The organism is Ornithinimicrobium avium (assembly GCF_003351765.1).
In the GTDB taxonomy this organism is placed as follows: Bacteria; Actinomycetota; Actinomycetes; order Actinomycetales; family Dermatophilaceae; genus Ornithinicoccus; species Ornithinicoccus avius.
The window spans coordinates 3,416,557-3,430,438 of the sequence record NZ_CP031229.1 but is presented as its reverse complement, the minus strand read 5'-3'; the positions used below and the strand labels follow the sequence as shown (position 1 = coordinate 3,430,438).

10 protein-coding genes, 1 tRNA gene and 1 pseudogene are annotated in these 13,882 nt (G+C 71.1%); 5 read left to right on the top strand and 7 right to left on the bottom strand.

Features of this window, described 5'->3' with window-relative positions:
• Positions 1 to 2: 2 nt before the first annotated feature.
• From DV701_RS15745 to DV701_RS15735, 3 genes and pseudogenes are all read left to right on the top strand, one after another.
• Positions 3 to 1,008, top strand: a pseudogene (locus DV701_RS15745) (IS3 family transposase); the annotation flags it as partial.
• A gap of 197 nt (positions 1,009 to 1,205) precedes the next feature.
• Complete coding sequence (locus DV701_RS15740; RefSeq protein WP_114929675.1) at positions 1,206 to 1,913, top strand: VOC family protein; 708 nt, start codon at positions 1,206 to 1,208, stop codon at positions 1,911 to 1,913.
• A gap of 56 nt (positions 1,914 to 1,969) precedes the next feature.
• Complete coding sequence (locus DV701_RS15735) at positions 1,970 to 2,560, top strand: GNAT family protein (protein ID WP_114931267.1); 591 nt, start codon at positions 1,970 to 1,972, stop codon at positions 2,558 to 2,560.
• A gap of 722 nt (positions 2,561 to 3,282) precedes the next feature.
• Here DV701_RS15735 and DV701_RS15730 read toward each other — a convergent pair.
• The 4 genes from DV701_RS15730 to DV701_RS15715 all read right to left on the bottom strand — a co-directional run bounded on the left by DV701_RS15730 (position 3,283) and on the right by DV701_RS15715 (position 7,798).
• Positions 3,283 to 4,410: a tyrosine-type recombinase/integrase gene (locus DV701_RS15730; protein ID WP_228255078.1), complete on the bottom strand. Its 1,128-nt coding sequence runs from the start codon at positions 4,408 to 4,410 to the stop codon at positions 3,283 to 3,285.
• 141 nt (positions 4,411 to 4,551) lie between these two features.
• Positions 4,552 to 4,624: transfer RNA gene (locus tag DV701_RS15725), tRNA-Thr, on the bottom strand.
• A gap of 82 nt (positions 4,625 to 4,706) precedes the next feature.
• Complete coding sequence (locus DV701_RS15720; protein ID WP_114929671.1) at positions 4,707 to 5,849, bottom strand: transglycosylase family protein; 1,143 nt, start codon at positions 5,847 to 5,849, stop codon at positions 4,707 to 4,709.
• Positions 5,850 to 5,998: 149 nt separating this feature from the next.
• Positions 5,999 to 7,798, bottom strand: coding sequence for a serine/threonine-protein kinase (locus DV701_RS15715; protein WP_162803082.1), 1,800 nt, complete (start codon positions 7,796 to 7,798; stop codon positions 5,999 to 6,001).
• A 118-nt stretch (positions 7,799 to 7,916) separates the two neighbouring features.
• On the opposite strand from DV701_RS15715, the gene DV701_RS15710 reads away from it, so the two are divergent.
• Positions 7,917 to 9,395: an alpha,alpha-trehalose-phosphate synthase (UDP-forming) gene (locus DV701_RS15710; RefSeq protein ID WP_114929667.1), complete on the top strand. Its 1,479-nt coding sequence runs from the start codon at positions 7,917 to 7,919 to the stop codon at positions 9,393 to 9,395.
• Between the two features lie 15 nt (positions 9,396 to 9,410).
• A complete protein-coding gene (gene otsB, locus DV701_RS15705) occupies positions 9,411 to 10,208 on the top strand; it encodes a trehalose-phosphatase (RefSeq protein WP_114929665.1) in 798 nt (265 codons plus the stop codon).
• On the opposite strand, the gene DV701_RS15700 is transcribed toward otsB, so the two are convergent.
• Genes DV701_RS15700 through DV701_RS15690 form a run of 3 tightly spaced genes read right to left on the bottom strand, consistent with a single transcriptional unit; the run spans position 10,162 to position 13,828 of the window.
• Positions 10,162 to 11,205 (bottom strand): LacI family DNA-binding transcriptional regulator, encoded by a 1,044-nt coding sequence (locus tag DV701_RS15700; RefSeq protein ID WP_228255077.1) that lies wholly within the window; start codon positions 11,203 to 11,205, stop codon positions 10,162 to 10,164. The genes otsB and DV701_RS15700 overlap by 47 nt on opposite strands.
• A complete protein-coding gene (locus DV701_RS15695) occupies positions 11,202 to 12,155 on the bottom strand; it encodes a sugar ABC transporter permease (RefSeq protein ID WP_114929663.1) in 954 nt (317 codons plus the stop codon). The genes DV701_RS15700 and DV701_RS15695 overlap by 4 nt, the downstream gene beginning before the upstream one ends.
• Positions 12,156 to 12,157: 2 nt before the next feature.
• Positions 12,158 to 13,828, bottom strand: a complete 1,671-nt coding sequence (locus DV701_RS15690) for an ABC transporter permease subunit (protein WP_114929661.1) — start codon at positions 13,826 to 13,828, stop codon at positions 12,158 to 12,160.
• Positions 13,829 to 13,882 lie beyond the last annotated feature (54 nt).

Here is a 13,882-nt window from a genome sequence, read left to right as displayed (position 1 = left end):
GTTTTCTTCGTCGGGGAGCTCGACCCCCGCAACCGATGATCATGGGATTCATCGACACCATGAGAGCCCAGGGCCACGCGGTCGAGTCGGTCTGTGTGGTGCTGCGTGAGCAGGGCTGCCAGGTTGCCGCGCGGACCTACCGATCCTGGAAGCAGACCGGTCGAACGATCGCGGCACGTACGGTGACCGACGCCCAGGTTGTGGACGCGGTGCGTGACATCGCCTGGACCACCACGCCGCACGGGCGCCGCAAGTTGGCCCCGGAGGGCCTGTACGGGCGCCGGAAGATGACCGCGTACGTGCGCCGCACGACGATGCCCGCGGCGTCTGCCGGGGCCGTGGACCGGGCCATGAGGACCCTCGGGCTGGTCGGGGTGCGCCGCGACAAGGGCACCCGGACGATCCCGGCCAAGGACGGCATCCGGGCCGGTGACCTGCTGAATCGTGACTTCACCGCCAACGCACCGAACCTCGTGTGGGTCACGGACTTCACCTACGCCAGGACGTGGGCCGGGTTCGTCTACGTCGCGTTCATCCTGGACGTGTTCTCCCAGCGGATCGTGGCCTGGCACGCCGCCAGCACCAAGCACACCGACCTGGTCATGATCCCGCTGCGGATGGCGATCTGGCAACGAGAACGGGACGGCCACCCCAGGGTGCCCGGGCAGCTGATACATCACAGTGATGCGGGCAGCCAGTACACCTCGATCCGCCTCACCGAGCATCTCGCGCTGGAGGAGATCCGGCCCTCGATCGGGTCCGTGGGGCGACGCGTACGACAACGCGCTCATGGAGACGGTCAACGGGCTCTACAAGGCCGAGTGCATCCGCACCACGGTCTTCCACGCGGGGCCCTACAAGACCCTCGCCGACGTGGAGTACGCCACCGCCGGCTGGGTCGACTGGTACAACACCCGTCGGCTCCACGGGTCGCTGGGCAACGTCCCACCGATCGAGTACGAGCAAGCCCACTATGCTGCCCTCAACCCCGAGCCGCAGCCCGTATGAGAGCGGCAGAGAACCTGGGGCGCTTCACCGTTACGAAGCCTCCGAGTGAGCACCACCCTCGTCCCCGCCCTCACCGCCTAACCCCTCATCGAGGGATCACCCTCGTACACCACTCCACCGGACTTGACCTGAGCGCGGCAGGTCCCGGTTGTTCGTTGCGCCAGCGCTGCGGGCTGATTCAGGCATAGGGTCCGTGTATGGACATGCTGATGGGCGAACAGATCGCCGAGGCCAACCTGACGGACTGGCGCAAGTTGGCCCAGGGACTGCACGCCCGCTACCTGGTCGACGACTTCGGCAACAGCGCACGGTTCATCGCCGCGGTGGGCGAGGCGGGCGACGAGCTCGGACACCACCCGAGCGTGTCGATCGGCAATGGATACGTCGACCTCAAACTGGTCAGCGACGACGCCATCTACCGAGATGACGAGGGCACCGACCACGTCCTCCAATGGGTAGCCCAGCAGGACGTCGACCTCGCGCGACGGATCACCGAGATCGCCGCCACCCACAAGATCGACGCCGACCCGGCCTCGGTCAGCCACATCGAGCTCGGACTCGACACGGCACGCTCCGCGACCATTGCCCCAGTGTGGGCCGCCCTGCTGACCGGGAACGCCGAGGCCCAGGGCCACGGGTCACCCAGCGACGAGATCCGGGACGCGACGGGACGGGTACCGAACCTGTGGTTCGGGGACGCCGACGAGCACGAGACCCCGCGTCAGCGGGTCCACATCGAGGTTTACGTGGCGCCCGAAGTGGCCGAGGAACGGATCGCCGCCGCCGTCGCTGCGGGCGGGACTGTCGTCGATGACAGCAACGCGCCCTCGCTCACCGTGATCGCCGACCAGGACGGCAACATGGGAATCCTCTGCGTCGACGTGTCCGCTGCGAAGAAGGATTGAACCGCCAGCTCCAGTATCCCGCGGTGGCGTGCGGGCCCAACGGGATAGGGTGCGACGTGGCTACCGAGTCGTCATACACCATCGCGCCCCTCAGCCCCGAAACGTGGCCCGCCTTTGATGCGCTGGTGCAGCGGCACAACGGCATCTTCGGGGGCTGCTGGTGCATCTACTTTCACCCCGACTGTGCCGAGCGGGGGCAGTCGTACGAGGGCAACCGCGCGCTGAAGAAGCGGCTGGTCGAGACCGGACAGGCTCATGCGGCACTGGTGATGGACGGCGACGAGGCCATCGCCTGGGCTGAATACGGCACCCCGGCCGGCTTGCCCAACATCCACCACCGCAAGCAGTACGACGCCACCAAGACTTCGGACCCCGACTACCGGATCACCTGCGTCTTCGTGGACAAGCGTCACCGGCGACAGGGTGTGACGGAGTTGGCGATCACCGGCGCACTCGACCAGATTGCGCAGGCCGGCGGCGGGCGGGTGGAGAGCTACCCCCACGACCTGACCAATCAGACCAAGAAGATGTCGTCGTCGTTCCTCTACAACGGCACCCGTCGACTCTACGAGCGGCTCGGCTTCACCTACGACCGGCCCAAAGGGCTGAAGAACTGCGTCATGGTGAAGACAGTCGATATTGCATAAGACCGGGTCACTACCAGCCGTGGCCTCCCGTGAAGCCCCACTCGGCGCGCGACGCCGTGGCGGCATACGTCCGTGTAGAGATGCGGAGCAGACTGCACACCGGGAAGGTGAAACTCTGCACGATCAGAGGCCCGGCTGCGGGGGTGCGCAAGGTAGGGCCGCATGACTTCGATGCAACGACCGGGCAGCGCCGACCAGCTACTCAGCACGCGACTGGCGATCGCGGAGTCTGTCGTCCGTGATCTGCTGCAGGAGGGGCGCACACCCTCGTTCGCGGCGAGTGGATCGGTCCTGATCACGCACGCGAACCGGTGGCGGACACAGACGCGGCCCTGCGTGACTGGCTACGTGGGTGCCGCAGCCGGATAAGCCGGTTGTCTGGATGGCCGACTCCTAACGTCCGACCATCGGTAGAGGCGCAATGTCACGACCAGCGGCATCGCGGGTCGATCTGGGTGCATGAGCCAACACCCGACTCTCGGCGGATCCGGTATGTCACGACCTTCAGCAGACTCCCCCTCCAGTTCAATGAAGGCTCTTGAGTCCGGGTAGCCCATAGTGGGCGGAAGGACGCGTCCCATAGTGGGCGAAGTGACGCACCGGCGAGGGCTGATGCGCCAATCGCCCCTGCTTCGCCTCCGATTGCGCGGTAACTCTCGCTCAGGACCTGTCGGCGGCGGAGCGGGATGTGGCGCCTCCCAAGTCGGTGACCGCTCCGAATCTCACTCCCCCTGGGGAGGGCGGGCGAGATCGGAGAGCTTCGCGGCGATCTCTGCGTCGCGACCCTGGGCTGCATGCTGGTAGCGCAGCGCGGCAGCGACAGTGGAGTGCCCAAGGCGGGCCTGTAGCTCGGCGAGGGTCGCGCCGGTCATGGCGGCCATCGTGGCGCCGGTGTGCCTGAGGTCGTGGATCCTGAGGTCCTCGCGGCCGGCAGCGGCTCGGGCTTTGCGCCACGCCGTGTGCAGGACCGTCGGCTGTAGATGACGTTGGTGATCACGCATGGAAGGGAACAGCAGGGCGTCCGCTCCGGGCCGCACGTGCTTCTCCATGTGCTGCTCCAGGACGGGGACGATGTGCGGCGGCACGCTCACTTCGCGGGTCCCAGCGGCCGACTTCGGCGTGCCGACGATCGGTTGGCCGCGGACCCATGAGACGGCCCGGGTCACCTTGACGACGCCGCGGTTCAGATCGAGGTCGCGCCGGCGCAGCTCGAGCACCTCCCCCACGCGCAGCGCGCACCAGGCGCACAGCAGGACGAGGGCACCGAGCTGGTCCGGCATCTCCTTCACGAGCACGTCCAGCTCGGCGAGCGTCGCCGGACGGATCTCCTTCTTGGTCGGCGGGTTTGAGGCGGCACGGACGCGGCACGGGTTGCTGGCGAGGAGCTCGTCGGTGACCGCGGTGGTGAGGATGGCTCGCAGCAGCGCGTAGGCGCGGGCGTTGACCGTCGGGTGCTCCGGGAACAGGCCGGCCCACCACCGGCGCACGAGCGCCGGCGTGAGGTCGGAGACGAGCAGGTCGCCGAACTCCGGCGCGAGGTAGCGCCGCAGCAGGTGCTCGTATCCCTCGCGGGTCCGCGGCTTGAGGGACCGGTCGGCGAGCCACTGGCGCGCGTACTCGCCGAACGTCGGCGGTGCCATCCGCCTGGCCAGCTCCGCCCGCCGCTTCGGGGCGACCCAGCCGTCCCCGTTCACCAGGGCCCACTCCTTCGCCAGCCAGGCCTCGGCGTCAACCTTCGCGGCGAAGGTGTGCGGAGCGGTGTGCCGCCCCAGATCCGGCCCGGTGTAGCTCGCCTGCCACCGCTTCGACGGCAGTCGCCGCAGTGCCCCGAAGCCTCGTCTCGTCGCCATCCCGCACCCCATTTCGTGCAATATACGTGCAACAAGGGTGCCACTTCGCGACCACTTCTGACAACGGGTGACCGCATGGAGGTAGGCCGTGCCAGCGATGTTTCCGCAGGTCAGAGGGGTGAAATCGCTGGTCAGGAGGAGAGCTGGCGAAGGGACTCGAACCCTCAACCACCTGTTTACAAGACAGGTGCGCTACCAATTGCGCCACGCCAGCGCACGCCGCGGCAGGGCCGCGGCGGCGGCGCCCAGTCTAGGCGGTCCGGGGCTGTGCACCTGCCCCATGCGGGGAGGGACGATCAGCCGATGACGTTGGCGTTGAGCCACCGCTGGAGGGCCACGACCGTGCGGTGGTTCATATAGGTCGACCCGTCCCGGGACAGCCCGATCCAGTCCTGCAGGGCGGCCTGTGACATCGGTCCCCAGGCGCCGTCCACCCGCGTGCCGACCTCGGCCTGCAGCGCCCTCACCGTCCCGCCGTCCCAACGGCCTGTCTCGCTGACGCCGACCCAGCGCTGGACCGCCTTGACCGTCAGCGGGCCGCGGCTGCCGTCGAGGGCCAGCGGCGCCATGTCGCCCGAGCCCCCGCCCTCCCCGACCGGCGCGACGATCGCCCCGCTGATCCAGCCGCGCCCGTCGGAGAGCTTCAACCAGCCGTTGGTGCTGATCTGCCCGCTCACCCGCGTCCCGTGCGCGGCTGCACCGACGACCCCGTAGGACGTCGACGGCCCGGAACGGATGTTGGCGCCGGCGGTGGCGGTCACGACGAACGTCCCGGAGGTCGCCGGTGGGTCCGGCGCCGGCTGCGGCGCGGGCGCCGGGTCCTGGGCGGTCAGGGTCGCCGCGCTGATCCAGCCGCGCCCGTCGGACAGCCTGACCCAGCCGCCGCTCAGCGTGCCGGTCACCTTGGTCCCGTGCCCGGCCGCCCCGACGACCGGGTAGGTGGTGGAGGGGCCCGAGCGGATGTTCGCACCGACGGAGGCGCTCACCCACCACGTCCCGGCCGTGCCGGGGTCCGGCGCCGGGGTGTCCTGGCCCGGGTACGGGGCCATCCCGTTCGCCATGGTCAGCCCCGCGCGCACCGAGCAGACCGGCCAGGCCCCCGGGCCCTGCACCTGCAGCACCCGCTGGGCCACGGTGATCTGCTGGAGCTTGGTGGCCTGGTGCGCGTAGGGAGCGAAGTCGGGACCCCCGAAGCCCTGCCAGGTGGGGTGCCAGAACTGCAGCCCCCCGTAGAAGCCGTTGCCGGTGTTGATGCTCCAGTTGCCGCTGGACTCGCAGTCCGCGACCCGGTCCCAGACGTTGCCCTCGGCGGCCTGGGCCGCAGGGGCGGGCAGCGCGACGGCGGTGACGGAGGCGACGGCGCCGGCCAGCGTGAGTCCGCCGGCACGCCGGCCGACGGCGGCGGCACGGGAGCGGCGAGGGATCGTGACAGATGCCATGGGAGGGGCGTCCTTCCGGCGGGCGGTCCGTCATACCGGGACAGATGTGACGGGTGAGACGAGAGCGACGACCACCGTAGGGCACTCCATGGCGTGTTGGGAAGGGTTGTGTGACCAGCGTCACCTGCGCGTGTCCACCCGTGCGGTCCTCAGAGCTGGAACGGCAGCAGCGAGCGAGGGTCGAAGTCAGGCCCCAGCGGCCACCACGAGACCGGCCCCCCGACCAGCACCGACCAGACCGCCAGCGCGCCGCCGCCCACGACGCACAGCGTCACCAGCACCAGGGTCAGGGGCCCGCGGGGCAGGATGCCGCGCAGCACCGTGCGGGAGCCGCGTCGCAACGAGACCGAACCCAGGCCCCACCAGGCGAGCGCCGCCCCGACCAGGGAGCCCAGCCCGACCGCCAGCGGGTGGTCCAGCCCGATGCCGACCATCGTGCCGGTCGAGGACACGAACCCGGCGAAGACCAGGGCGACCAGAGCACCGACGCCCAGCGGCAGGACGAGCGCGAAGAGCGTGACGAGCACGCCACTGACGAGGTGCCACGGCGAGGTGAGCACGAGCACCGGCACGTCGCTGCGGCGCCGCCCTGCGTGGTGACGGCGCAGGACCATGCCGGTGAGCGAGCCGTCCACCGTGCGCACCGCGACGCTCCACAGCCCGAAGAGCCCCCACGCCAGCAGGGGCGCGACCGTCGCACCTCCGACCAGCGCGACGAGGAGCGCCACCAGCGTCCCGGTCCGCGAGCTGCGGCCGATGCGCGGGTCGGCGCCGCCCCGTTCCCCCGGCGCAGGCGGCGCGACCGGGTCCGGGTATGCCGGGCCGCGGTACGCCGGGTCCGCGTAGGCCGGGTCGTGGACGGCGCCGCCCTGGACGGCGGGCCAGGCACCTGCGCCGTGGGCCACCTGGCCGGGCGCCCCGCCCGGCGGCACGGCCCCCCTGCTCCTGGCATCCCGGACCGGCACCACCCGCCCTGGTCGCGACGGCGCGACCCGCGTGCGCGGCCCCTCGCGCTGCACGCTGGTGGGATCCGCCACGCTGGCCGCGCGCTGCTCCTCGCGCACCCAGGCCGGCAGGGCGCGGGTGACGTCCTGCCCGCGCGCGTAGCGCTCCAGCCCGTCGAGCACCTGCCGCTCGTCGGGCCGCCGGGCGGGGTCGGGGTCCAGCGCTGCGGCCAGCAGCGGCCGCAGCCGTGGGTCCACGCCCTCCAGCCGCAGCCTCCCGCGCACCACCCGGTCGAGCACCACGGTCAGCGGGCCGCGCCCGAAGGGCGGCTCCCCGCTCGCCGCGAACGCCAGCGTCGCCGCCCACCCCCACCAGTCGGTCGCCTCGCTCACCTCGCCGCTCTCGACCAGCTCCGGCGAGAGGTAGCCCGGCGTCCCCATGACCATCCCGGTCGCCGTCAGCCGCACGTCGTCAGCCACCTGGGCGATGCCGAAGTCGATGACCACGGGGTCGAGCGCACCGTCGCCGCTCTGCACCATCAGCACGTTGCCCGGCTTGAGGTCGCGGTGCACGATCCCGGCGGCGTGGATGGCGTGCAGCGCCTCCCCCAGTCCCCGGCCCAGGCGCAGCAGGGCGTCGCCGCGCAGCGGTCCCTGCTCGGCGACGACGCGGTCCAGGGGGTCACCCGGCACGAACTCGGTGACGACGTGGGGCGCCGGCCCGTCCACGTCGGCGTCGATCACGGCGGCGACCCGCGGGTGGTGCACGCGGGCCAGGGTGTGCACCTCCCGGCGCAGCCGGGCGCGCGCGTGCTCGTCGTGGGCGATGTGCTCCCGCAGCACCTTGACCGCGACCTCGCGGCCGTCCTGCGAGCGGGCACGCCACACCACCCCCATGCCGCCCTCACCCACCCGCCGGTCGAGCTCGTAGTCGCCCAGCACGCGCGGCACCACCACCGGGCGCGTCGGTTCCGCGCCGGGCGTGCGGGGCAGCTCGGTCGTCACAGGGTCCACGGTATGCGGTCTCCTCGCGGATGCGTCAGGTCGCCCCTGCGACCTCGGCCCGCGGGGCGGACGGCGTCGAACTAGGGTGGTCAGGAAGGCCAACGACCGAGGAGGCCACATGGTTTCGCCAGCCCCGCACCGCACCTACGACTTCGTCATCGCCGCCAACCGGCTCCCCGTCGACCGGCAGGTCAAGCCGGACGGGACGACCACCTGGCGGACCAGCCCCGGCGGGCTGGTCACCGCGATGGAGTCGGTGATGCGCGACCGTGAGGCGGCCTGGGTGGGCTGGGCCGGCTTCCCCGGCGAGGCTCCGCAACCGTTCGACGACGGGCACCTGCGGCTGGTGCCGGTGGGGCTGTCGGCGGAGGAGCTCACCGACTACTACGAGGGCTTCTCCAACGGGACGCTGTGGCCGCTGTACCACGACGTCATCGTCCCGCCGACCTTCCACCGCTCGTGGTGGAACGTCTACCGCACGGTCAACCAGCGCTTCGCCGACCACGTCGCGCGGGTCGCCGCCGAGGGCGCGACCGTGTGGGTGCACGACTACCAGCTGCAGCTGGTGCCGGCGATGCTGCGCGACCAGCGACCGGACCTGCGGATCGGCTGGTTCAACCACATTCCCTTCCCACCCGTGGAGCTCTTCGCCCAGCTGCCGTGGCGGGCGCGGATCCTGCGCGGACTGCTGGGCGCCGACTTCGTCGGCTTCCAGCGTCCCGACGACGCGCGCAACTTCATCCGTTCCTGCCGCGCGGTGCTCGGCGCGACCCACAAGGGCGACGTCGTGACCTGGGGCGGCTCCGACGACGGCCGCTCCGGCGCCGCGCCACGGTCGGTCCGCGCGGCAGCCGTGCCGATCTCGATCGACGCCCAGGGCTTCCGCGACCTCGCCGACAGCCCCTCGGTGAAGGCCCGCGCTCAGGAGATCCGCGAGTCGCTCGGCGAGCCCGAGGTGGTGCTGCTCGGCGTCGACCGGCTCGACTACACCAAGGGCATCCGGCACCGGCTGCGCGCGATCGGTGAGCTGCTCGCCGACGGGGAGATCTCCCCACCGGAGGTGACCTTCGTCCAGGTCGCCACGCCCAGCCGCGAGCGCGTGGAGGCCTACCGGACGCTGCGCGAACAGATCGAGGGCACGGTCGGGCGGATCAACGGCGACTTCTCCCACCTGGGCGACACCGCGGTGCACTACCTGCACCAGTCCTACCCGCGCGAGGAGATGGCCGCGCTCTTCCAGGTCGCCGACGTCATGCTCGTCACCCCGCTGCGCGACGGGATGAACCTGGTCGCCAAGGAGTACGTCACCGCACGCCACGACGGCGGCGGCGCGCTGGTGCTCTCGGAGTTCACCGGCGCGGCCGAGGAGCTGAAGACCGCCTACCTGTGCAACCCGCACGACATCGCCGGCCTGAAGGAGACGATCCTGCGGGCGATCCGCGACGACCACGAGGAGAAGCGCCGTCGCATGCGGTCGCTGCGCCGGCAGGTCCGGACCTACGACGTCCAGGTCTGGGCCCAGGACTTCCTCAGGGCGCTCGAGGTGGCGCCGCACCGGCCGCCGAGATCGCGCCGCAGCATCTCACCCATGGTCTGAGAAAGAAGGAAAACCGTGCCCGACCCCGCCCTGCTCGACGCCGTCGAGGTCTTCGCCGCCCACCCGAGCGTGCTGGTCGCGACCGACTTCGACGGCGCCCTCGCCCCCCTCGTCCTCGATCCCGCGGACTCCCGCCCCCTCGAGGGAGGTATGGAGGCGCTCACCGCGCTCGCCGACCTGCCCCGGACGACGGTCGCCCTGGTCAGTGGCCGCGACCTCGCCGCGCTGCGCGAGCTCTCCGGGGCGGCCGAACCGCTCGTGCTCGTCGGCAGCCACGGGGCGGAGGACTCCCGCCGCCCCGACGGCCTGGTGCTCTCCCAGGAGCAGCGCGACCTGCTCGCGACCCTCGAGACCGACCTCCGGGAGGTCACCGAGGCCCACCCTGGGTCCCGGATCGAGGACAAGCCGGCCGGCCGGGTCCTGCACACGCGCGGGATCGACCCGCAGGTGGGCGCCGCCGCCCTGGACGCGGCCGCCGCCCTCGGCGAGCGGCATACCGCACTGGTGGTGACGCCTGGCAAGGAGGTGGTGGAGCTCGCGGTCGCCCATGTCGGCAAGGGCACCGCGCTCGTGGCGCTGGCCGAGGAGCTCGGCGTCGACGCGGTGTTCTACGCCGGCGACGACGTCACCGACGAGCAGGGGTTCGAGGCGCTGGCGCAGGATCCTGACGCCGCCCGCGCCGCACGGCGGCTGACCGTCCGCGTCGGCGACGGCGAGACCGCGGCGCAGTTCCGGGTGGCCGACGAGCCGGGGCTCGTCGGGGTGCTCAGGGCCGTGCTGCAGGCACGGGCGCGGTCGAGCGCCGGAGGATGAGCTCGGGAGCGAAGAGGTACTCCCGGTGCTCGACCCGCTCGCCCGCGACCTCCTCGAGGACGGCGGTGACGGCGGCCTCGGCCATGGCTGCCACGTCCATCCGCACCGTGGTCAGGGGCGGGTCGATGAACGACATGAAAGGCACGTCGTCGCCGCCGACGACCGAGAGGTCCGCCGGCACGCGCAGACCGAGGTGATGGGCGGCGCGCAGCACACCGAGCGCCATCACGTCCGACCCGGCCACGACCGCGGTCGCGCCGGCCTCGACGAGCTGCCGGGTGGCCGCCGCGCCGCCCTCGACAGAGAACATCGTGGTGCTGACCAGCTCGTCGGGATCGACACCCGGCACGTCGGCCATCGCCTCGCGGAAGCCGGCGATGCGCCGCTGCACGGGCACGTAGCGTCGCGGGCCGGTGGCGAAGCCGATCCGGCTGTGCCCCAGGTCGCGCAGGTGCCGCACCGCGACGCGCATCGAGGCGAGGTCGTCGTGGGAGACGAAGGTCGCGTCGATGCCCTCCCGGTAGCCGTTGACCAGCGCGATCGGCAGGCCTCGGTCGCGCAGCCCGGTGTAGCGCTCGGTGCTCGCCCGGGTGTCGGCGTGGAGGCCGCTGACGAACACGATCCCGGAGACGCCGCGGGCCAGCAGCATCTGGACGTACTCGTCCTCGTGCACGCCGCCGGGCGTCTGGGTGCACAGCACCGGGGTGTAGCCGGCGCCGGCCAGCCGGGTCTCGATGACCTGGGCGAACATCGGGAAGACCGGGTTGGTCAGCTCGGGAGCGACCAGCCCGATGAGGCCCGCACTGCTGCGCCGCAGCTTGCTCGGCCGCTCGTAGCCCAGGACGTCGAGCGCGGTGAGCACGCCCTGCCGGGTCTTTGCCGCCACCCCCGGCTTGTCGTTGAGCACCCGGCTCACCGTCGCCTCGCTGACCCCCGCGTAGGCCGCGAGGTCGGCCAGGCGGCCCCGCGTCGGTGGGTCCGCGGGCGCCGTGATCACTTCACCGAGCCCGAGGTCAGGCCGCCGATCAGCTGCTTCTGCAGGCTGAGGTAGACCAGCACCGGCGGGATCGATGCCACCAGCGCGCCGGCGGCGAACATCCCGAAGTAGCGGTTGCGGTCGGCGAGGTTGAGCGAGTATAGACCGACGCCGAGCGTGCGGACGTCCTGGTCGAGCAGGAAGATGCTGGCCAGCATGAACTCACCCCACAGGCCCACGAAGGCGAGGATCCCCACCGTCGCCAGGATCGGGCTGACCAGGCGCAGGGTCATCGTGAAGAAGATCCGCGCGTGGCTGGCACCGTCGATCTTCGCCGCCTCGTCCAGCTCCTTGGGGATCGTGTCGAAGTAGCCCTTGAGCAGCCAGACGTTGGCGCCCATCGCGCCGCCGAGGTAGACGAGCAGCAGGCCCCACAGCGTGTTCAGCCCGACCACCGGCAGCGACTGCCCGAGGTGCAGGAACATCAGGTACAGCGCCGGGAAGGCGAGCAGCGCGGGAAACATCTGCGCCAGGAGCAGCGCCATCAGGCCTGGCCGCCGCCCCCTCCAGCGCAGCCGCGAGAACGCAAAGGCGGCCGCCGCAGCGATGAACACCGTGATCAGCGTGCCCAGGCCGGCCACGACCAGCGAGTTCTTGAACCACGTCCAGAAGGGGAAGGTCGTCGAGGAGAACAGGTCGTCGAAGTTCTTCGTCGAGAAGTGCTGCGGGATCGGCGAGGTGGCGCTGAGCGTGCCGGCCGGGTTGAGCGCCGCGGACACGACGAAGAGCACCGGGAAGAGTGCCCACGCCACCACGATCAGGGCGATCAGGTGCCGCCACCAGGTGCCGGTGCGGGGCCGCGACCCCGCGGCGTGCACGGGGGTGTCGCCGGCACGGAGCTCGCCGCCCGGGTCGATGGTCTCCTCGGCGGCCAGGCCACCACCGGGCTCGAGCTGGGACTGCTGGGACATCTCTAGTTCACCTCTTCGAGGGCCTGGGACTGGCTGAAGCCGATGTAGCTGATCACTCCGACGAGGAGGAAGATCACGATGCTCACGGCGGAGGCCAGTCCGATGTTGGGCTGGCCGGACTCCAGGGCCAGGCGGTAGGCGAAGTTGATCAGCAGGTCGGTGTTGCCGACGAGGCTGTTGGACGAGTCGAACGGACCGCCGCCGGTGACCAGGTAGACCAGGGTGAAGTTGTTGAAGTTGAACGCGTAGCTGGCCACGAGCAGCGGGCCGACCGCCACCAGGAGCAGCGGCATGATGACCGACCACGTGGTGCGGACCGGTCCGGCGCCGTCGACGGCAGCCGCCTCCTTGACGTCCTGCGGGATGGACTGCAGCGCGCCGGTGCAGATGAGGAACATGTAGGGGAAGCCGAGCCACAGGTTGGTGATGATCAGCGCCGCGCGCGCCGCCCACGGATCACCGAGCCAGTCCACGTTGAGACCGGTGACGTTGTTGATGAGGCCGAACTGCTGGTTGAACATCGAGGCCCAGATGATGCCGGTGACGAAGATCGGCAGCGCGTAGGGCAGCACCATCACCGACCGGTAGATCGACTTGCCCTTCAGCCGTGGGTCGTTGAAGAGCATCGCCAGCAGCATCCCCAGCACGAAGGTGCTCACCACGGTGATGAGGGGGAAGGCCAGGTTCCACAGGAAGATCTTGCCGAAGCCGGTGCGGAAGCTGGGGTCGGTGAAGATCGTGGCGAAGTTCGCCAGGCCCACGTTCTCGGTCCAGCCCGCGGTCAGCGCCTGGCCCTGCCCGTCCTGCGGCACGAAGTTGCCCTCGCTCGCCACGTAGACCTTGCCGTCGAGGTCGGTCATCGTGTCCGTGTCCGGGTCGTAGCTGACGGTCGGCCGGCCGACGAACGCCTGCGTCGTGGTCGCGGCCTTGATGCCGGCCCCGGCGTCACCGACCGGGACGGCGAAGCTCTGGACCTCCTGGGCGCGCTGGTTGGCCTCCAGCAGGTTGAGCACCCGGTAGCCGGGAGCGGTCTGCACGGTCCCGTTGCCGCGCAGCTCGACCCCGTCGGCGGGCAGCGGCTCCAGGCCCTGCTCGGTGCCGACGAACAGCCGCGTGCCGTCAGGCGCGACGTTGCCCTGGTCGGAGGTCTCCACCCCCTCGGCCTCGAGGTCCTGCACGTCCGCGGGCGGGGTGGTGAGCAGCATGGCCAGCTCACCGGTCTCGATCGGCTGGCCGTCGGGCACCGCGATCGACATCGCGTAGCGCGGTGAGTCCGGGGTGGGGCGCACCGACTGCGCCTGGATCGCGTCGATCGCCTCCTGCTTGGTCAGCGTGTGCCCGTCACCGTAGTTGGTGAACGCGGTGCCGACGGTGTAGACGATCGGCCACATCTGGAAGAGCAGGAGCAGGACCAGGCCGGGAAGCAGGTACTTCATCGGCACCAGGCCCCGGGTGGCGTAGACGACGAGCACCGCCATGGCGACGAACGCGCAGACGGTGACGACGAGCCACGAGCCGTTCTGGATCGCCAGCTGAGAGGCCCATGCGAGTCCCAGGATCGTGAGCGCGATCAGGCCCCACTTGGCCGCCAGCACCCACCCGGGGGTGCGTACGGCGTCCTGCTGCGGGGGCGGCTCGGCCGTCCGTGCGGGCTGATCGGTCGTCGTCGACATCGGTGTCTGCTCCGTCGTGGTGCGGGGCCCGGGTGGGCCGGTCCGGGGGCGGTG

What these genes read in the sequence shown, in the direction of transcription:
- DV701_RS15740 (WP_114929675.1), top strand. Translation starts at nt 1,206, where the DNA reads ATGGACATGCTGATGGGCGAACAGATCGCCGAGGCCAACCTGACGGAC.
- DV701_RS15730 (WP_228255078.1), bottom strand. Translation starts at nt 4,410, where the DNA reads ATGGCGACGAGACGAGGCTTCGGGGCACTGCGGCGACTGCCGTCGAAG.
- DV701_RS15720 (WP_114929671.1), bottom strand. Translation starts at nt 5,849, where the DNA reads ATGGCATCTGTCACGATCCCTCGCCGCTCCCGTGCCGCCGCCGTCGGC.
- DV701_RS15710 (WP_114929667.1), top strand. Translation starts at nt 7,917, where the DNA reads ATGGTTTCGCCAGCCCCGCACCGCACCTACGACTTCGTCATCGCCGCC.
- DV701_RS15695 (WP_114929663.1), bottom strand. Translation starts at nt 12,155, where the DNA reads ATGTCCCAGCAGTCCCAGCTCGAGCCCGGTGGTGGCCTGGCCGCCGAG.
- DV701_RS15690 (WP_114929661.1), bottom strand. Translation starts at nt 13,828, where the DNA reads ATGTCGACGACGACCGATCAGCCCGCACGGACGGCCGAGCCGCCCCCG.